This window comes from Cupriavidus gilardii, from assembly GCF_008801915.1.
Taxonomy (GTDB): domain Bacteria; phylum Pseudomonadota; class Gammaproteobacteria; order Burkholderiales; family Burkholderiaceae; genus Cupriavidus; species Cupriavidus gilardii.
This window is the reverse complement of the sequence record NZ_VZOV01000008.1, coordinates 40,921-58,204: the sequence shown is the minus strand read 5'-3', so window position 1 is coordinate 58,204 and position 17,284 is coordinate 40,921. Positions and strand designations below refer to the sequence as shown.

The following is a 17,284-nucleotide window of genomic DNA, read 5'->3' as shown; positions in this document are numbered from 1 at the left end:
CTGGACTCGATACGGAATGGGTCGATGGTTGGCCGACGCGGGCGCTCAGACGTGGTCCAGCGTGCGCACCACGCACAGCGTCATCAGCATCGTCGCCACCGCCTTGCGGGTGCCGGCGGTCTCGGTGAATACGTCGCCCTGGGCGACGATCAGCGTGCGGCCCGGCTTGAGCACGCGGCCCACGGCAATCAGCCGCTCGCCCCTGGCGGGCGACAGCAGATTGATCTTGTACTCGGCGGTCAGCCCCGCCTCGCCTTCGCCGACCATCGACAGCGCGGCATAGCCGCAGGCGCTGTCGGCCAGCGCGCCGACCACGCCGCCGTGAAAGAAGCCATGCTGCTGGGTGACGCCCTCGGACCACGGCATCGCCAACTCGACCTCGCCGCGCTCGACGCGGACCAGCGAGGCGCCGAAGGTCTGCATCAGGCCCTGGCGGGCGAAGCTGGCGGCGATCGCGTCGGCACGGCCTGTCGGCAGGTCCCCGTCGGTGCGTACCGACACATCGGGCATAACGTGGGGGGCCTCCGCAGCCTCCGCAGCCTCTGCAGCGGCGTCTGTCACAACATCCGTGGTGGAATTCGGCATGGCAACTTCCTGTCGGCGCCGGCACCGCTCGCTGCGGTGGGCTGTCGGCTTATTTTATTTACGTTTACGTAAACGTCAATCAAATTTGTCGCTAGGTGGGAGCGCGATGGTGGCACCGGCCACATTCAGGCACCTGTGACCTCAGCCCCCATTCAGGCGCCCCCATTCAGGCGCCGGCCGTGCGCTGCCGCTCGGGCTGCGCCGCCGCCAGCAAGGCGCGGCACTGGCGCTCGTGCTGGTCGATTTCGGCCAGCTGCGCCTGCAGGTCCTCCATTTGCCGCTCCAGCGCCTGGCGGTGCTGCGCCAGCGAGGCCAGGAAGCGCTCGAGCTGGGGCACCGTATCGCGCGGCGACTCGTACAGGTCGAGGATCTCCCGGATTTCGTTCAGCGTCAGGCCGAGCCGCTTGCCGCGCAGCGTCAGCTTCAGGCGCGTTCGCTCGCGGCCGCTGTAGAGCCGCTGCCTCCCCCCGGCGCCGACCCGGTCGGGCGACAACAGCCCCTGATCCTCGTAGAAGCGGATCGCGCGCGGCGTGATGTCGAACTCGCGCGCCAGTTCGGTGATGGTGTAGGTGGTACCGGCCGACAGGTTGGCGGGCTGGTCGGCGGGCTGAGCGGGAGGTGTTGGGGGCTGGCTGGCGGAGCTGGGCATGGGCGCCTGTAAAAGAGAACGAACGTTCGATACGCGTGCGCGTTTTCGCTTAAGATGGCAACAGGCCGTCCGAATTGACGTTTACGTTAGCGTCAAGCAGCGCGCCTGGCAACCGCCCCGATGCCGTCCCGCGCATTGCATGCCCGGCGTCCGGAATCCGGATCCAACGACGAGAAAGCCCAACGCAGGGCTTCGCAACCGAGAGACTCCCCGATGAACGCACTCGAACACCAACTCCAATATCCGTTCGGCGAGACCATGCCGGAGCCCGGCGCGCGCCAGCAGGTCGCCCCCGGCGTCTACTGGCTGCGCATGCCGCTGCCGTTCGCGCTCGACCATATCAATCTATGGCTGGTGCGCGACCGTGTGGACGGGCGCGACGGCTGGACCGTGATCGATTGCGGCATCACCAACGACACCATCAAGGCGCACTGGGAAACGGTGTTCGCCAACGAACTCGAAGGCCTGCCGGTGCTGCGCGTGCTGGTCACGCATTGCCATCCGGACCACGTGGGCCTGGCGCACTGGCTGTGCCAGCGCTGGGACACGCGGCTGTGGATGAGCCTGGGCGACTATATGAGCGCGCGCGTGATGAGCGGCGGCAACGGCGTCGGCTCGAACGCCGGCGGCGACTTTGCGGCCAGCCACTTCGCGCGGCACGGCCTGGCCGACCCCGACAGCCTGGAAAAGCTGCGCGCGCGCAAGAGCTACTACGCGACGCTGGTGCCCGATCTGCCGACGCAATACCGGCGGCTGATGGACGGCGATACGGTGACGATGGGCGCCGATCCGGCCGCCGCCAGCTGGCGCGTGATCACCGGCTACGGCCACGCGCCGGAACACGTCGCGCTGTACAACGCCGAGCTGAAGGTGCTGATCTCCGGCGACATGGTGCTGCCGCGGATCTCGACCAACGTCAGCGTGTTCGACATGGAGCCCGAAGCCAATCCGCTGGCGCTCTATCTGCGCTCGCTCGACCGTTACCAGGACCTGCCCGAGGACACGCTGGTGCTGCCCTCCCACGGCCGGCCGTTCCGCAACCTGCAGACGCGCATCGGGCAGCTGCGCGAGCACCATGTCGAGCGCCTGGCCGAGACCCGCGCCGCCTGTGCCGAGAAGCCGTGCAGCGCGCGCGATATCGTCAACGTGATCTTCCGCCGCCAGTTCGACATCCACCAGATGACCTTCGCGATGGGCGAGGCGCTGGCCCACCTGCACGTGCTGTGGCATGCCGGCGAGCTGCGGCGCGCCATCGACGACGATGGCATCATCCGGTTCCGGGCCAACGCCTGAATTGCCGCCGGAGTTGCCGCCGGCGGTGCCGCCTGGATTGCCCGTCTGAATCGCCCACCTTGACCGACGCCTGGATTCCGATCCCATGTCCGCCATCGACAGCGCCTTTGCCCAGACCCCGCCGCCGCCCTACTACGCGGTGATCTTCACGTCCACGCGCACTGGCGCGGACGTGGGCGGGGCCAACCACGAGGCCGACTACGGCGCGATGGCACAGCGGATGGTGGAGCTGGCCGCGACGATGCCCGGCTTTCTCGGCGTCGAATCGGTGCGCGACGGCAGCACGCCGGGGTCGCCCGGCATCACGGTGTCGTACTGGCGCTCGCTCGAGGACATCGCCGCCTGGCAGGCGCATGCCGAACACCGGGTCGCGCAGCGCCTGGGACGCGAGCGCTGGTATCAGGGCTTCCAGCTGCGCGTCTGCAAGGTCGAGCGGGCCTACGGCTTCGAGCGCTGATCTTCGCTGTCGTCGCCGCGCCGGGACGCGGCGTCGTTCGCTGTACCGAAGGCAAGCCCTTGCGTCCCCGCATGCACGGGCACCGCGGATCCTGGCGGGAACCTCAAGCCTGGCGCGCCAGCGTCTCCAGGTACGCCAGCCCGTCGATCGCACGGCTGCCGTACCACGACACCATCTCCCCATCGACCAGCAGCACCGGCAGGCCGAGCTGGCGCTCCAGCGCATCGGCGTGGTCCTCGGTGAAGCGATAGGGCTCGGTCGACAGCAGCACCAGGTCGAGCTCGCGCACCAGCGCCTCGCTCCAGCGAAAGCTCGGATAGCGTTGCCCCGGCGCATTGGGCCGCGCGCAATCGCCGCCGACGCAGGCCTGCAGCGCGGCGCCGGCATCCTGGACATCGGGCCAGGTCCGCCAGCCGATCAGCGCCAGCATGCGGCTGATATAGGTGTCGCGCGACACCGTCATCCATGGGTCTTGCCAGATCGCGTACAGCACGCTGCGAGTCGGCCAGGTCCGCGCCTCGAGCCGCGCCAGCCCCTGCTCCAGCCGTGCGCATAGCGCCTGCGCCTGTGCTTCGCGATCGAAGATGCCGCCCAGCAGCCGGTACAGCTCGAGGTTGTCGCACGGCGCGCACGGATGGGTGACGATCACGTTCGGCACGAAGCCGCGGATCTCGTCGACGGTCTCGCGCCGGTTTTCGTCGATATTGACGACCACGTGGGTCGGGGCCAGCGCGCGCAGCCTGTCCAGCCGGACGTCCTTGGTGCCGCCGACCTTGGCAACGGCGCGCACCTGCGGTTCGGGATGGATGCAGAAGCCGGTGCGCGCCACCATCCGGTCGCCGAGTCCCAGCGCAAACAGCAGTTCGGTGACCGATGGCACCAGCGAGGCGATGCGCGCATCAGGCGCGGCGCGCGGGTGCGGCTGGCCCAGCGCGTCTTGCCACATCACACGCTCCCGCTGCCGTCGCCGGCCGGATCCGCGGGGCGCTGCCGCTGGCCCTGCTGGTTGTGCTGGCCCTGCTGGCCCTGCTGGTTGTGCTGGCCCTGCGGATCCTGCGTGTCGCGATGATCCGGCTGGCGCGGCTTGCGCGGCGCGCGCGTGAACAGCGCGTCGTAGAGCCAGCGCGGCAGCACGTGCAGCACCGAGGCGACCACTCCCATCTGCCACGGCACCACGGCAAAGCGCCGGCCCGCGGCGATCGCCCGCACGGCCTTGCGCGCGAAGGCGTCGGCATCCATCAGGAAGGGCATCGGATACGGATTGCGCGCGGTCATCGGCGTGCGGATATAGCCCGGCGCGATGGTGACCACGCGGATCCGGTGCGGCCGCTGCTCCAGCCGCAGGCTCTCGAGCAGCTTGATCACCGCCGACTTCGAGGCACTGTACGCGCCCGCGCCCGGCAGGCCGCGCACGCCAGCCACGCTGGCAATGCCGACCAGCGTGCCGCGCCACTCGCGCGGCCCCACCTCTCTCGCCTGCATCGGCGCCAGGAACGGCTGGAAGGTGGTCAGCACGCCAAACCAGTTGGTGTCCATCACCGCGCGGAAGGCTTCGAGGTCCTCGCGTTCGCTGGCCACCGTGCCGACCGACACGCCGGCATTGGCGATCACGACATCGGGACAGCCGAAATGGTCGAGGAAGTCCTGCGCGGCGCCGAGCATCGCATCGGCATCGCGCACGTCCGCCGCATAGACGCGGGCGGCATTGGGATTGGGCAGGGTGGCGACGAACGCGCGCAGCGCATCGTCGCGGCGGCCGACCAGGCCGAGAATCGCGCCCTGCCGGGCGTATTCACGCGCCAGGGCCTGGCCGATTCCGCTCGATGCGCCGGTGAGAAAGACTTTGACGGGTCGCATCGGGCGGCGGGGAGGTGAAAGTCGAAGCGGAAGCGCGCTCAGCCGCTGGGCAGCCGTGCCTGGGCGGCAACGGCGGCGCGCAAGGCCATCACAGCTTCTTGTCGCGGACCTGCGTGACCAGGTAGTCCATCGTCTGCAGCGCGGCGCCCTTGCTGCCCGCGATGGACGGCGAGGTCACGTACTTGCCCTGGATCACGATGGTCGGCACGCCGTCGATCTTGTAGGCGTCGGCGATCTTGTTGGCGCGCGTGGTGTTGGTCGACACCGAGAACGAGTTGTAGGCCTCCAGGAAGGCCTTGCGGTCGATGCCGTTCTTGGCCATCAGATCGGCGATCTCGTTCGGGTCCAGCAGGCGCTTGCGCTCGGCGTGGATCGCGCTGAAGACCTTGCCGTGCATGGCCTCGAGCTTGCCCATCGATTCGAGCGCGTAATAGATGCGGGTATGCGGCAGCAGGTCGTCGCGGAAGGCCACCGGCACGCGCTTGAAGACCACGTCCTTGCCCTGCTTCTTGACCCAGCCTTCGATCTCGGGCTCGAAGTCGTAGCAGTGCGGGCAGCCGTACCAGAAGAATTCAGTGACTTCGATCTTGCCCGCGGTGACGGGCTGGGCCGCCTTCAGGACCTGGTATTCCTTGCCTTCGGCCGGCGCGGCCTGGGCGGGCGATGCCATCATCAGTCCCGCGGCGGCGGCGAGCGTGGCGAACAAGGCGGCGATTTTCTTCATGGCGCGAGAGAAAAGTGAAACGGTGTGCGTATGACAGCGATGCGCCGCGCGGGTTCAGCCCGCCCCGGCGCCGCCGCCTCCTGGCTTACTGCTTGGTGAAGCGGATCACCGACGCCTCGAAACCCGCCGATTGCAGGCGGTCGCGCGCGCGGTTCATGTCTTCGATCTTGTTGTATGGGCCGAGCCGTACGCGGTACAGCTTGACGCCATTGACCTCGCGGTCGGTCACCTTGGCCTCGAAACCCTGCATCGCCAGGTTGGCCTTCTGCCGGTTGGCGTCGTCCTGCGAGCGGAAGGCGCCAACCTGCAGCAGATAGCCGACCTTGTTGGCGTCGGCCTGGGCAATCTCGGCGATCGGGTCGGCCACCGGACGCTCGGCGGGCTTTTCGGCCGGCTTCTCCGCGGTCTTCGGCGCGGGCTTGACCGCTTCCTCCGGGGCCGGGGTCGGCTTGGTGGCGGGCGCGGCCGGAGCGGTCGGCTCGCGATGCGCCGGCTCCGCGGGCGGGCCGACCGGCTTGGGCGGGGTCTTGCTCCACAGCGGCTTGTTCGGGTCCGATGGCGGCTCCTGCACCGGCGACGGCAGCGTACCGACCACGTTGCCGGACTCGGCCGGCTTGGGCGTGCCCTTGCGCTGGAACGGCGTCGGCGCCTTGGTGATATACAGCGCCACCACCACCGCGATCGCCAGGCCGATGATCAGGCCGAGCACCAGGCCGAGAAACGTACCCCCGCGCTGCTGGGCGCGGCTGGCCTTGCGCGGGGCACGCTTGCGTTGCTGTTGCATGGAGTCCTCTTGGATATTGCCGGAAGATTATAGAGCCAGTGCCCGGCCGGGCGGCCGGGCGGCGCGGTCACCGCGGACCGCGGACGGCAGGCCGTCGACAGGGCCGCGCTGCCGCCTCACATGCGCTGCGGCGCGGACACGCCGATCACCGCGAGGCCGTTGCGCAGCACCTGGCGGGTCGCCGCCAGCAGCGCGAGCCGCGCCAGCTTGACCGGCTCGTCGTCGACCAGCACGCGGTCGGCGTTGTAGAAGGCGTGGAAATCGCCGGCCAGGTCGCGCAGATAGAAGGCCACCGCATGCGGCGCCAGCTCGTTGGCGGCCTGGGCCAGCATCTCGGGGAATTCGGCCAGGCGCTGCCCCAGCGCCAGCGCCTGCGGGCTCGCCGCGGCGCCGGTCACCGGCTCCAAGTCGGCGCCGGCCAGCTCGGCCAGGCGCTGCTGCCAGCCCTCGCCGCCCCACGACTCGAAGATCGAGCAGATGCGGGCGTGCGCGTACTGGACGTAGTACACCGGGTTCTCGTCGTTCTGCTTGAGCGCCAGGTCGACGTCGAAGACGAACTCGGTATCGGCCTTGCGCGACAGCAGGAAGAAGCGGACGGCGTCGCGGCCGCGCGTGAAATGGGCCGGCCAGTCGGCCACGCCCGCCTCCAGGCAGCCGCGGATGGTCTCGTCGCCGCCATTGCTCCATTCGATCAGGTCGCGCACCGTGACATACGAACCGGCGCGCTTGGAGATCTTGACCTCCTCGCCGTTCTTCATCACGGTGACCATCTTGTGCAGCACGTAGTCGGGATAGCCGGCCGGGATGCCGATTTCCAGCCCTTGCAGGCCGGCCCGCACGCGCGCGATGGTGCCGTGGTGGTCGCTGCCCTGCACGTTGATGACCTTGTGGAAGCCGCGCTCCCACTTGGTCGTGTGATAGGCGACGTCCGGCACGAAGTAGGTGTAGCTGCCATCGCCCTTGCGCATCACCCGGTCCTTGTCGTCGCCGTCGTCGGTGGTGCGCAGCCACAGCGCGCCTTCGCTCTCGTAGGTCTTGCCCTTGGCGATCAGCGTGCGCACGGCCTCCTCGACCTTGCCGTCGGTGTACAGCGACGATTCCAGGTAGTAGCGGTCGAACTTGACGCCGAACGCCTGCAGGTCGATGTCCTGCTCGTTGCGCAGGTAGGTGACGGCGAACTTGCGGATCGAGTCCAGATCCTCGACGTCGCCGGAGGCGGTCACCGGCTCGCCGTCGGAGGCGCGCACGGTCTTGCCGGCGAGGAAATCGGCGGCGATGTCGGCGATGTAGTCGCCGTTGTAGGCGGCCTCGGGCCAGCCGGCCTCGCCGGGCTTCAGGCCGCGGGCGCGCGCCTGCACCGAGATCGCCAGGTTCTGGATCTGCACGCCGGCGTCGTTGTAGTAGAACTCGCGGTGCACGGCATAGCCCTGCCACGACAGCAGGTTGGCCAGCGCGTCGCCCAGCGCGGCCTGGCGGCCGTGGCCGACGTGCAGCGGGCCGGTCGGGTTGGCCGACACGAACTCGACCAGTACCTGGCCGCGCGCGCCCTGCTGCTGGGCGCCATAGCCATCGCCCTGCTGCAGCACCGCGCGCAGCGTCTCGGCCTTGGCCGCCGGGGTCAGCCGCAGGTTGATGAAGCCGGGGCCGGCGATCTCCAGGCTGGCCACCAGCGGGGCGGTACGCGCATCGGCCTTCACCGCGTCGACGATCTGCTGCGCCAGTTCGCGCGGATTGCGCTTGAGCGTGCGGGCCACCTGCATCGCCAGATTGCAGGCGAGATCGCCGTGGGCGGCCACCTTGGGCCGTTCGAAGGCGACAGCGGGCAGCACGGCATCGGCCGGCGCCAGCGCGCGGACCGCATCGGTGAACGCGGCGGCAAGTTTGGAGGTCTGAACAGGCAGCATGAATGTCTGGGCCCGGCGCCACGTCCAGGACCGCGATGGCTTCGGCCATAGTGGCGGTGCCGTCACCGGCAGCGTAGCGATGCCGCAGCGCGGCACGGGCAATCGATTGCAGAACGCGGATTTTATCAGGTGCTATGCTGACATCATCCGCAGGAGCCAGTCGGCCGGCTCCCGGCACGCCGGAGCAGGACGGCTACCATCCCAACATGGCTGACAAGGAACCACCATGCTGATCACCTTCAAATCCCACGCGGCGCAAGACCTGATCATGATGAACGATCTCGCCGTCACGTTGCTCGGCATCATCGGCAAGCACGTCGGCGAACGCGGGGTGATCACCAAGGAAGAGCTGCCGCGCGCGATCCACCGGCTCGAGGCCGCGGTGATGCAGGCAAGGCAGTCCCCGGCGCAGAGCCAGCTGCCCGAGGAACAGCGCGGCAAGGGTGACGACTACGACGACGAAGAGGAGCCGCTGCACCTGGGGCAGCGCGCCTATCCCTTCCTCGACATGCTGCGGGCCTCGCAGCGCGAGGGCTGCGACGTATTGTGGGGCGTCTGACGCAAGTCAGGCGTTCCCCCCTCCAAAAAAACAGCCCGGCCGCTGGGGGCGGACCGGGCACCGGACCAGGGGGATCCGAAGGGGGGTACTGCGATATTGCGGCGTCGGGGGAGGCACCGCAATTCCTTGTCCGGCGCAGCCGATGGCTCGATCGGCAGCGCCGGCGACATTCCTGATCGCCGCGTTCCCGGCGGCGGCAAGCGCCGCCGCCACTGACCGGGTCCGCTACTCCTTGCTCAGCATGTCGGCCAGTTCGTCGGCGTGTTCCTCCTCGACTGCCAGGATCTCTTCGAGGATGCGCCGTGTGGTCGGGTCCCGCTCGCCCATGTACTGGATCATCTCGCGATAGCTCTCGATCGCGATCCGCTCGGCGATCAGGTTCTCGCGGATCATGTCGGTCAGCCCGTTGGGCGCGACATATTCCGAATGGCTGCGCGCCGACAGACCGTCGGGCGAGAAATCCGGCTCCCCGCCCAGCTGCACGATGCGTGCGGCGATGCGGTCGGCGTGCGCCTGCTCTTCATCGGCATGGACCTTGAACTCGGCCGCGATCGGCTCGGCGTGGATGCCCTTGGCCATGAAGTGGTGGCGCCGATAGCGCAGCACGCAGACCAGCTCGGTGGCCAGCGCCTCGTTCAGCAGCTTGAGCACGGTGGCGCGGTCCGCGTCGTAGTTTTCGGTAACCGCGCCGTCCTCGATATGTTTGCGGGCACGTGCGCGGATGGTGGCGACATCCGACAGAAAGCCCTGGGTCGGCCCCTTGCCGGCGGAGGAGGCATCGGTGCGGGAAAAGGCGGCGCCCGTGGTCTGGGTGTCCATGTATGCGGTTCTCCTGTCAGGTTGCTTTGTGGGGTTCGCGGCCGGAGGTGCGTTGCCTCCGTTACCGTCGCTGGTTGCCGTGGCTCGGCTTGCGTCGCCGGCCTGGCCCTCAGTTGCCGTCGTATTGGCCGTCCTCGCTGCGCCGGCGGCTGCTGCCGCCCACCAGCAGCAGCGCGGCGATTGCGCCGACCGCCGCGGCGATCGCGATGGCGCGGAACGGCGACTCGGCGACGCGATGCTGCACGCCGACGACGGCCTGGTCGACACGCTCGCGCGCACGTCCCGCGCTCTGCATCGTGGCCTCGCGCGCCTGGTCCGCCAGCATGCGCGCCCGCGTCTGCAGCCGGCGGCTGGCCTGCGCGGCCTCGGACGAACCTTCGCGCGCCAGCACCTCGATTGTGTGTTCGAGCGCCGAGATCAGTCCCCTCACCTCGTCCACCACCGGCGAGGCGGCCTCGCGCGCGGCACCGCTGGTATCGCGGGCGGCATGGCGCAGCTGGCGCACCGTATCGCTGGCGCAATCGGCAAGATGGCGGACTTCCTTCTTCACCTTCGGATTGTGGGTCAGCATGGGACTCTCCTTAAGACGCGCGTCGGCCAACGCGCGACGCGACGCGCCGCGCTTGGCCGACGCAATGCAGGCGACCTGGCGCAGGGCCGGCCGACGATCAGCCGGCCAGCGCCGGCCCGTTCATCGGCCCATTCGACGACCGTTCATCGGCCTTTGCGGACCAGGCTCATGACGAAGGTCACCAGCGCCACTACCAGGAAGATGAAGAACAGGATCTTCGCGATCTCGACCGCGCCGGCAGCGATGCCGCCAAAGCCGAACACGGCGGCGACCAGGGCGATGATGAAAAAGACCAGTGCGTAGTAAAGCATGGTGAAACTCCCCTAGATGGATCGAACTGCCTCAGCACAACGGCGCGCAACAGCGCGAGCGGTGGATCGTCGGTAGGCCGTCATTTGACCGACTTGAAGATCGTTACCCCAAGCACCAGGAACAGCACGAACAGAATCAGGAACAGGAAGAACAGCACCTTGGCGATGCCCGCCGCGCCCGCCGCGATGCCGGTGAAACCGAGCAGTCCCGCGACGATGGAAATCACGGCAAAGATCAGCGCCCATTTCAGCATGGTGTTTCTCCTGTTCTCGCGGCTCGGGTGCTTCGGTGCGCCAGGCCATGCAAGCATGGTAGGAATCGCCACTTCGGCGAGGCACCGACCTTGCACCGATTCCCCTGTCAGCGGTTTCCTACAGGTCCGGCGCGGCGCCAGGTCTCGTGCGGAGCACCGCCTTCCGATGCCTGCGAGCGGGCCGGCGGATCGGTTGACCGGGCGCAACCGTTGTGATTCCATCGGCGCAGTCACCGCGCGCGACCGCGAGCGCGCAATCCAGGAACTTCCATCATGTTGAAGCTATCGTCGTTGCGGTCCACCGTGCTGCTCGCGGGTGGCATCCTGCTCACGGTGGTCGTGCTGATCGCCTCGGAGGCCGGCAATATCCGGCTGCGCCAGGGGTATTCGCAAGTCATCCGCTCGCAGAACGTGCAGAGCGACATCAGCGCGCTGCTGGCCGAACTGGTCAACGCCGAAGCGGGACAGCGCGGCTACCTGCTGACCGGCAAGGAAAGCTATCTGGAGCCGTACCATCGCGCCATCCCGCGCATCAACACGCTGATGAACGACATCCGCAACCGCTTCGCCGACGACCCGGAGGCGTTGAAGCAGTTCGGCGAGGCATCGCTGCTGATCAGCCGCAAGCTGACGGAAATGGAACTGACGCTGATCTACGGCAAGCGCGATGTCGAAGTGGCGCTGGACCTGATCCGCACCGATTTCGGCAAGCAGACGATGGAGAAGGCGCGGCTCGGCCTGGAGACGCTGCGCGCGCGCTCGGCCGCGTCGGTATCGCGCAATCTCGAGAACGCCGACCGCGACATCAACCTGTCGCGCTACGGCATCGGCCTGCTGACCGCGATCAACATCGTGCTGCTGGTCATCGTCGGCTTCCAGCATTCGCGCCGGCTGGCAGTGTCCGAGGCCGCGCGCAGCGAGCTCGAGGAGGAAAGCGCGCGGCTGGACCGCATGGTGCGCGCGCGCACGCGCCAGCTGTCGGCGCTGGCCTCGCACCTGCAGCGCGTCACCGAGGACGAGAAGACGCGGCTGGCGCGCGAGCTGCACGACGAACTCGGCGCGATCCTGACCGCGACCAAGCTCGACATGCACTGGATCCGCCGGCGCCTGCAGAACGACTATCCCGAGATCCAGGAAAAGATCACGCGCGTGATGCTGCATGTGGACCAGGGCATCCAGATCAAGCGCCGGCTGATCGAGGACCTGCGCCCCACCGTGCTGCTGAACCTCGGCCTGAAGGAGGCCATTGCCCAGCTGGTCGAGGAAGTCGGCACGCGCAACCACTGGCAGACCGAGGTCGAGCTCGACCCGTCGGTGCCGCCGCTGCGCGATGCCGCCGCCATCGCGCTGTACCGCATCGTGCAGGAGTCGCTGACCAACGCGACCAAGTACGCCGAGGCGAGCCGCGTGTCGGTCGCGCTGACGCGCACCGACGATCATCTGCTGCTGAAGGTCAGCGACAACGGGCGCGGCCTGCCGGCCGATATCGAAACGCGCCGCACCTCGGGCCACCATGGGCTGCTCGGCATGGAGCAGCGCGTGATCGCGCTGGGCGGCACGCTGCAGATCGATTCGACGCCCGGGGCGGGGGTCACGATCCGCGTCGAGGTGCCGCTGACCGACGCGGTGGTCGCCCCGCCGCCGTCGCTGGACGAGGGCGACGAGCCGCTGCCGCACGAACTGCCCGCCGCGCCGGCGCAGGTGGAACCGCCGCCGCGGCCGGCCGCGGATGCCGGCACCGGCCCGTCTCCCGCCGGCCCCGCCGGGGCGCCGCAGCACGGCCAAGGGGCATGAAAAAAGGAGCCTGGAAAGGCTCCTTCTCGATGGCCGTGCCGGGACGCATTACATCCTGCGTTTCGTTTCCTCCGCCGAGCCCTGCATCTTCTCGCCGCCCCTTTCGATGTCCTTGCCGGCACCGGCGATGGTGTTGCAACCCGTAATCAGCGTGACACCGGCAAGAGCGAACAGCGCGATCAGCTTTTTCATGACGATCTCCTTTGCTTGGCGAAGGGTGCGGCGCGTTGCCGCGACGGAAAAAATTTGCTGCTCAAGGATCGGTCGATGGAGCTCGGCACGAGTCGTCGTCGCCGGCCGCCAGCCACAAGCCGCTCGGCGGAACTCAGGTCGGTGCCTGCGCGTATTCCTCGATCACGCGGAATACCTGTTCGAGCTCGAGCGACTTGTCGAAAAAATAGTCGGCTCCCGCCTCGGCGCACTGACGCCGGTAGGTGGGCACCTGCGCATGATTGGTGTAGACGATCCGGATGCCCGGCGCCTGCGCCTTCTGGATCGCCCGCAGCACGTTGATGCCGTTGCCCTGACGCAATTGCAGGTCGACGATGACGACCTCATACCTGCCGCTTTCGAACAGGCGGATGGCGGTGCTTTCGGTATCCGCCCAATCGACGGTCTCGACGAAGGAGAATGCGTTCAAGTACTCCAGCAACATGCTCCGCAGGACCGCCGAGTCCTCGATCAGTAAGACCCGCAGCGTACGGTAGGGAGTTGCCGCGGCTTGATCCAACATGGTTCGATGGTAGCAATGGGGCCAGGGGCCAGGTATCCGGGTCCGTCCTACAGCACCGCCGCCGGCCCCATTGACGCCGGGACGCACGGCGTGCCGTCTATTCGACCAGGCCGTTCTTGATCGCGTAATAGGTCAGATCGGCATTGGTCTTCATGCCCATCTTTTCCAGAATGCGCGAGCGGTAGGTGCTGACCGTCTTGACGCTGAGGAACAGCTCGTCGGCGATCACCGAAACGGACTGCCCGCGCGAGAGCTTGCAGAAGATCTGGAATTCGCGCTTCGACAGGGTCTGGTGCAGCGGCTGGTCGGTCGGCTTCTCCAGCCCGCCGATCAGCAGCTCGGCCACGGTCGGGCTGACATAGCGCCGCCCCTGGGCGACGGTGCGGATCGCCTTGACCAGATCGTCGGGCGCGCTTTCCTTGGTCAGATAGCCGGACGCGCCGGCGCGGATCAGATTGATCGCGTACTGGTCCTCGGGATAGGTGGACAGGATCAGCACCGGCAGGTCGGGATGGCGCTGGCGGATCAGCTTGAGCACGTCGATGCCGTTGCGGTCCGGCATCGAGATGTCGAGCACCACCACGTCGAACTCGGTTTCGCGCAGCCGCGCCATCACTTCGTCGCCGCTGGCCGCTTCGCCTTCGACGCGAATATCCGGTTCGTCGGAAATGAACTGGCGCAGACCGGCACGGACGATCTGGTGATCGTCGGCGATCAGGACGCGAATCATGAAGTTTCCCCCCTGCGATGGTATTGCCCGGACGCCGGGGCCAGGCTGTGTTTGGCCTGTTGCATTGTAGTCATTACAAAGCACCGGGAATGTCGGTGTCAGGCTGACAATGTGGCGTGCCAATGGCGCGCGGCACGACGGCGCTTCTTTCCAACGACAACCCGCAGCCAACGGCATGACGGGCCCGGCATATCTCGCGGAACGGAGTCGGCAAGTGTTCAAACCCGGGATTTTTTGATATCGGTGCCGCGTTTTGCGATGGCAATCTCGCAGCCTCCCGGGGGGTGCCCCTCCGCAATCCCTCCTCCCGCAATCCTCCCCGGCAATCCCACTCCATTACGACATGCCAGCCCAGACCGTTTCCATGGCAGTGCCCGCCCACCAGCCGGCACCTGCCGCGCCCTCGCCCCGCCTCGCGCCCACGGCCGCGACCCTGCGCTGCAAGCGTGTGCGCGACGTCAGCCATCTCGATGCGACGACGATGAGTGCGCTGCGCCTCGGTGGAAAGCTGATGATAGGCAAGCAGGCGTTCAGCGTTCGACTGGACAACGCAGCGGACAAGCCGCGCTACGTCGTGCAGGCGCTGGCGCGATCGGGGAGCGGCGAGCGCGCCATGACCCCGGCAGCGGAAGCGAGCCGGCAGGCCCAGGCCGCCATGCTGGCGACGCGGCTGGCCAATCGCCACGTGCAACTGGCGGACCGCGTGCACCGATTCACCAGCGATCGCCATCTGGTCGAACTGTGCCGCGCCTTCGCCATCAGCCGCGATCTGAACGTGCTGCCGTTCCAGGAGTTCCTGGCGAAATGCAAGGACGGCGCGAAGCTGCGCTTTCACGGCCAGGACTACTACGTGCACGTGGAGCCCGGCAAGCGGGGCATGGCCGATGCCGCCGCAAGCCTGGTGCCGGTCGGGCAGCCGACCACGCCGCTGGCGCGGCTGCTGCAGGCGCTGCGCAACCTGCTGCGCTTCCCGTCGTCCCGGCCGCCGCTTCGTACGGTCGAACAGCTGTTGACGCGCGCCGTACGCGCCTACCATGCGGGCGACAGCGTACCGGCCGAATCGCCGTCTCCGGCCGCGGGCCGTGCGCGGGTCGAGGCCGCGCTGCGGGCGACCGAGGTCGCCAGGCGCGTCGCACCGAGCACGGTCCCCGATCTGCGAGGCGCAAGACTGGCCGGCGCCGACCTGAAAAAACTGGATCTGAGCGGCGCGATCCTGGCTGACGCCGACCTGCAGGGCGCGCTGCTATGCGGTGCCACGCTCGTGTCCGCCGACCTGTCCGGCGCCAATCTGGCGAACGCCGATCTGGAGGATGCGCGCATGGCCCGCGCCAACCTGCGCCACGCCAATCTGGCGAAGGCACGCCTGTCCAGGGCCGCGCTGCCCGGGGCGGACCTGTCGCAGGCGAACATGACCGAAGCCAGTCTGATCGGCACGACCCTGCGCGAGGCGCGGCTCGAACACGCCAATCTGTCGAGGGCCATCGTGTCGTTCGCGCTTTTTGCGGGGGCGCAGATGGATGGCGCGGTGCTGACGGCCTGCTACGGCACCGCGCCGATGTTCGTCCGTGCCAGGGTGACCAACGCGGAGTTCGGCTATGCCTATCTGCCGGATGCGCGCTTCGACAATGTCGAGCTCGCGGGCACGACCTTTCACCACGCCACCTTGCACAATGCGCACTTCAATGAAGCCGGTATTGGCGGCGCCGACTTCGGCGAAGCCGCCGTCGAGGGGGCACGATTCAGTCGCGTCGACGTCGGCGATGGCAAGTGTCTCCTGACGCTGTCGCTGCAGGCGGGCAGCGACTTTTCCATCCGGATCCGCGACGTCGACGAAGCGTTGGCGCAATTGACAACGGGCGTGCCGTTGCGGGATCTGCCGCCGTCCCCGCGCGCCCGGCGGACAATTTCGGAGTATCTGTTCCAGCTCGCTTGCGCCTGCCGGGACGACGTGCGGCGTTGCGCCGCGCTGCGCAACTGGCTGCTGGAGCATCCGCAGTACGAAGCCGAGGCGGCGCGGCAGGTCCTGCGGCGCCTCTATTGGGAAGCCGAACGATCGGCCGACTCCCGCCCGCTGGCATGGCCGGAAACCGCCCCATTGCTGCCGGGGTTGATGCACGACGCCATCGCCTCGCTGGGCGAGGGCAACAGGGCTGCCTGGGCGCGCAAGCACGCGGGGCTGGTGATGCAGCTCGCATTTCTCGCCGCGCGGCCCGATGCGCCGGCAGCGGCGGCGCAACGAACGACCGCGCTGATGGACGCGTACCGCTCAACATTGCCGCCCGCCCTCGCCGATACGGTGGCCAGGCTCGAGAACAACGAGGGCGAAACGTTCTTCCCGATCGTCGCCGATGCAGGCCAATATGCACTGCTGGTGGCGCCGGAATACTATGGCTGCCTGATTCGCGGCGAGTCGCTCGAGCAGAGTGGCGTGTCGTCAAGTCACGGGGCGCTGCCGCCGGCCTGGCAGTCGATGCTCCGGCTGACCGCGGTTGCCGATCCGGGGAACACCGGCGCGCAACGCTATGACGTTGGCGGCCTTGCGGACATCGGGAAGGATCTGGCCGCCTGCCCATTGCTGCACAACGCCTATGTCGGAGCGAATCGGTCGCAACAATGGCACGACGGGCTTCTTACCGTCCTGCCGTTTGGCAGTGAATACCTGACCGATTTCCGGTCGGCAATCGCGGACAACCATGCCGTCCGACGGCTTGTCGATCATGAACATCAGCAGGCGTTGGCGTACCGCTCCAACGAGGTGCTGATCGGCGAGGGAAAGGATGTCCAGCCGACCCCCGCCCATCTGGAGGCGCTGCTCGACACCATGCCGTCCCATCGCGAGGACCCGGCATGCCAATCGCATTTCCTGTGGTGTGTTGCCGCCGTGCTGGCCCGGCTGTCTTCCGACGCATTCCTGGGCACCAGCAATGATGGCCCGTTTGCGCTGAGGCGCTATGCGGCGGCGTTGGGCAATGCGGCCATCTGCATCGACGCGTCGATGGCCTCCGTGCGCCGGAACTACATCGAGCGGCTGCTTTCGGACAGATGTACCGACGAGCTGTCCACGCACATGCTGCTCGACTTGTCCTTGAAACGGACCAACAACACGCGCCAGATGGACATCTTCGATACCGTCTGGCCATCGAAATGGCGCCCTCATCTGCGCAACGTGTTGGCACGGGCAAGGCAACAATAAAAAAGGGCGGAGATCCTCGATCCTCCGCCCCTGGCAGCGCGGCGATTCGACGCCGCGCTGGCCCGCT

The 17,284-nt window shown here is 67.8% G+C and carries 18 protein-coding genes and 1 pseudogene; 5 read left to right on the top strand and 14 right to left on the bottom strand.

Going from position 1 to position 17,284, the window contains the following annotated elements:
* Positions 1-45: 45 nt before the first annotated feature.
* Positions 46-510 (bottom strand): PaaI family thioesterase, encoded by a 465-nt coding sequence (locus F7Q96_RS12195; RefSeq protein WP_053820873.1) that lies wholly within the window; start codon positions 508-510, stop codon positions 46-48.
* Between the two features lie 241 nt (positions 511-751).
* Positions 752-1,234 carry a MerR family transcriptional regulator gene (locus tag F7Q96_RS12190; RefSeq protein WP_244959396.1) on the bottom strand — a complete coding sequence of 161 codons (483 nt, stop codon included), beginning with the start codon at positions 1,232-1,234 and terminating at the stop codon, positions 752-754.
* Positions 1,235-1,447: 213 nt separating this feature from the next.
* Here F7Q96_RS12190 and F7Q96_RS12185 point away from each other — a divergent pair, with 213 nt between their 5' ends.
* Entirely contained in the window at positions 1,448-2,527 is a 1,080-nt protein-coding gene (locus tag F7Q96_RS12185) for an MBL fold metallo-hydrolase (RefSeq protein ID WP_151022719.1), read from the top strand.
* Positions 2,528-2,612: 85 nt separating this feature from the next.
* Complete coding sequence (locus F7Q96_RS12180; protein ID WP_151022717.1) at positions 2,613-2,984, top strand: antibiotic biosynthesis monooxygenase family protein; 372 nt, start codon at positions 2,613-2,615, stop codon at positions 2,982-2,984.
* Between the two features lie 103 nt (positions 2,985-3,087).
* Here F7Q96_RS12180 and F7Q96_RS12175 read toward each other — a convergent pair whose 3' ends face one another.
* The 5 genes from F7Q96_RS12175 to argS all read right to left on the bottom strand — a co-directional run bounded on the left by F7Q96_RS12175 (position 3,088) and on the right by argS (position 8,253).
* Positions 3,088-3,930, bottom strand: a complete 843-nt coding sequence (locus tag F7Q96_RS12175) for a helical backbone metal receptor (protein ID WP_151022715.1) — start codon at positions 3,928-3,930, stop codon at positions 3,088-3,090.
* Complete coding sequence (locus F7Q96_RS12170; protein WP_151022712.1) at positions 3,930-4,841, bottom strand: SDR family oxidoreductase; 912 nt, start codon at positions 4,839-4,841, stop codon at positions 3,930-3,932. Before F7Q96_RS12170 ends, F7Q96_RS12175 begins: the two co-directional genes overlap by 1 nt.
* 88 nt (positions 4,842-4,929) lie before the next feature.
* Complete coding sequence (locus tag F7Q96_RS12165; protein ID WP_053820872.1) at positions 4,930-5,565, bottom strand: thiol:disulfide interchange protein DsbA/DsbL; 636 nt, start codon at positions 5,563-5,565, stop codon at positions 4,930-4,932.
* An 85-nt stretch (positions 5,566-5,650) separates the two neighbouring features.
* A complete protein-coding gene (locus F7Q96_RS12160) occupies positions 5,651-6,349 on the bottom strand; it encodes an SPOR domain-containing protein (protein WP_053820871.1) in 699 nt (232 codons plus the stop codon).
* A 116-nt stretch (positions 6,350-6,465) separates the two neighbouring features.
* A complete protein-coding gene (argS, locus tag F7Q96_RS12155) occupies positions 6,466-8,253 on the bottom strand; it encodes an arginine--tRNA ligase (RefSeq protein ID WP_151022710.1) in 1,788 nt (595 codons plus the stop codon).
* Between the two features lie 226 nt (positions 8,254-8,479).
* Between argS and F7Q96_RS12150 the strand changes: the two genes are divergently transcribed.
* A complete protein-coding gene (locus F7Q96_RS12150; RefSeq protein WP_053820870.1) occupies positions 8,480-8,812 on the top strand; it encodes a DUF1840 domain-containing protein in 333 nt (110 codons plus the stop codon).
* Positions 8,813-9,037: 225 nt separating this feature from the next.
* On the opposite strand, the gene F7Q96_RS12145 is transcribed toward F7Q96_RS12150, so the two are convergent.
* The 4 genes from F7Q96_RS12145 to F7Q96_RS12130 form a co-directional block, all read right to left on the bottom strand.
* Positions 9,038-9,631 (bottom strand): ferritin-like domain-containing protein, encoded by a 594-nt coding sequence (locus F7Q96_RS12145; RefSeq protein ID WP_053820869.1) that lies wholly within the window; start codon positions 9,629-9,631, stop codon positions 9,038-9,040.
* A 109-nt stretch (positions 9,632-9,740) separates the two neighbouring features.
* A complete protein-coding gene (locus F7Q96_RS12140) occupies positions 9,741-10,202 on the bottom strand; it encodes a glycine zipper domain-containing protein (protein WP_053820868.1) in 462 nt (153 codons plus the stop codon).
* 143 nt (positions 10,203-10,345) lie between these two features.
* The gene (locus tag F7Q96_RS12135; protein WP_006579618.1) at positions 10,346-10,513 is read right to left on the bottom strand and encodes a DUF1328 domain-containing protein; all 168 of its coding nucleotides are present in this window, start codon (positions 10,511-10,513) and stop codon (positions 10,346-10,348) included.
* An 80-nt stretch (positions 10,514-10,593) separates the two neighbouring features.
* Positions 10,594-10,767, bottom strand: coding sequence for a DUF1328 family protein (locus F7Q96_RS12130; RefSeq protein WP_006579617.1), 174 nt, complete (start codon positions 10,765-10,767; stop codon positions 10,594-10,596).
* Positions 10,768-11,040: 273 nt separating this feature from the next.
* Between F7Q96_RS12130 and F7Q96_RS12125 the strand changes: the two are divergent.
* Positions 11,041-12,429, top strand: a pseudogene (locus F7Q96_RS12125) (CHASE3 domain-containing protein); the annotation flags it as partial.
* A 180-nt stretch (positions 12,430-12,609) separates the two neighbouring features.
* Here the strand turns inward: F7Q96_RS12125 and F7Q96_RS12120 are convergent.
* The 3 genes from F7Q96_RS12120 to F7Q96_RS12110 all read right to left on the bottom strand — a co-directional run bounded on the left by F7Q96_RS12120 (position 12,610) and on the right by F7Q96_RS12110 (position 14,024).
* Positions 12,610-12,753: an entericidin A/B family lipoprotein gene (locus F7Q96_RS12120; RefSeq protein ID WP_053820867.1), complete on the bottom strand. Its 144-nt coding sequence runs from the start codon at positions 12,751-12,753 to the stop codon at positions 12,610-12,612.
* 133 nt (positions 12,754-12,886) lie between these two features.
* Complete coding sequence (locus tag F7Q96_RS12115) at positions 12,887-13,294, bottom strand: response regulator (protein ID WP_053820866.1); 408 nt, start codon at positions 13,292-13,294, stop codon at positions 12,887-12,889.
* A 97-nt stretch (positions 13,295-13,391) separates the two neighbouring features.
* Complete coding sequence (locus tag F7Q96_RS12110; protein WP_006579377.1) at positions 13,392-14,024, bottom strand: response regulator; 633 nt, start codon at positions 14,022-14,024, stop codon at positions 13,392-13,394.
* 253 nt (positions 14,025-14,277) lie between these two features.
* On the opposite strand from F7Q96_RS12110, the gene F7Q96_RS12105 reads away from it, so the two are divergent.
* A complete protein-coding gene (locus F7Q96_RS12105) occupies positions 14,278-17,217 on the top strand; it encodes a pentapeptide repeat-containing protein (protein ID WP_151022707.1) in 2,940 nt (979 codons plus the stop codon).
* Positions 17,218-17,284 lie beyond the last annotated feature (67 nt).

Excerpts from the sequence above, each read along its gene's own strand:
- F7Q96_RS12160 (WP_053820871.1), bottom strand. The coding sequence starts at position 6,349 with ATGCAACAGCAACGCAAGCGTGCCCCGCGCAAGGCCAGCCGCGCCCAG.
- F7Q96_RS12150 (WP_053820870.1), top strand. The coding sequence starts at position 8,480 with ATGCTGATCACCTTCAAATCCCACGCGGCGCAAGACCTGATCATGATG.
- F7Q96_RS12195 (WP_053820873.1), bottom strand. The coding sequence starts at position 510 with ATGCCCGATGTGTCGGTACGCACCGACGGGGACCTGCCGACAGGCCGT.
- F7Q96_RS12165 (WP_053820872.1), bottom strand. The coding sequence starts at position 5,565 with ATGAAGAAAATCGCCGCCTTGTTCGCCACGCTCGCCGCCGCCGCGGGA.
- F7Q96_RS12180 (WP_151022717.1), top strand. The coding sequence starts at position 2,613 with ATGTCCGCCATCGACAGCGCCTTTGCCCAGACCCCGCCGCCGCCCTAC.
- F7Q96_RS12130 (WP_006579617.1), bottom strand. The coding sequence starts at position 10,767 with ATGCTGAAATGGGCGCTGATCTTTGCCGTGATTTCCATCGTCGCGGGA.
- F7Q96_RS12175 (WP_151022715.1), bottom strand. The coding sequence starts at position 3,930 with ATGTGGCAAGACGCGCTGGGCCAGCCGCACCCGCGCGCCGCGCCTGAT.
- F7Q96_RS12115 (WP_053820866.1), bottom strand. The coding sequence starts at position 13,294 with ATGTTGGATCAAGCCGCGGCAACTCCCTACCGTACGCTGCGGGTCTTA.
- F7Q96_RS12145 (WP_053820869.1), bottom strand. The coding sequence starts at position 9,631 with ATGGACACCCAGACCACGGGCGCCGCCTTTTCCCGCACCGATGCCTCC.
- F7Q96_RS12120 (WP_053820867.1), bottom strand. The coding sequence starts at position 12,753 with ATGAAAAAGCTGATCGCGCTGTTCGCTCTTGCCGGTGTCACGCTGATT.
- F7Q96_RS12185 (WP_151022719.1), top strand. The coding sequence starts at position 1,448 with ATGAACGCACTCGAACACCAACTCCAATATCCGTTCGGCGAGACCATG.
- F7Q96_RS12190 (WP_244959396.1), bottom strand. The coding sequence starts at position 1,234 with ATGCCCAGCTCCGCCAGCCAGCCCCCAACACCTCCCGCTCAGCCCGCC.
- F7Q96_RS12135 (WP_006579618.1), bottom strand. The coding sequence starts at position 10,513 with ATGCTTTACTACGCACTGGTCTTTTTCATCATCGCCCTGGTCGCCGCC.
- argS (WP_151022710.1), bottom strand. The coding sequence starts at position 8,253 with ATGCTGCCTGTTCAGACCTCCAAACTTGCCGCCGCGTTCACCGATGCG.
- F7Q96_RS12110 (WP_006579377.1), bottom strand. The coding sequence starts at position 14,024 with ATGATTCGCGTCCTGATCGCCGACGATCACCAGATCGTCCGTGCCGGT.
- F7Q96_RS12140 (WP_053820868.1), bottom strand. The coding sequence starts at position 10,202 with ATGCTGACCCACAATCCGAAGGTGAAGAAGGAAGTCCGCCATCTTGCC.
- F7Q96_RS12170 (WP_151022712.1), bottom strand. The coding sequence starts at position 4,841 with ATGCGACCCGTCAAAGTCTTTCTCACCGGCGCATCGAGCGGAATCGGC.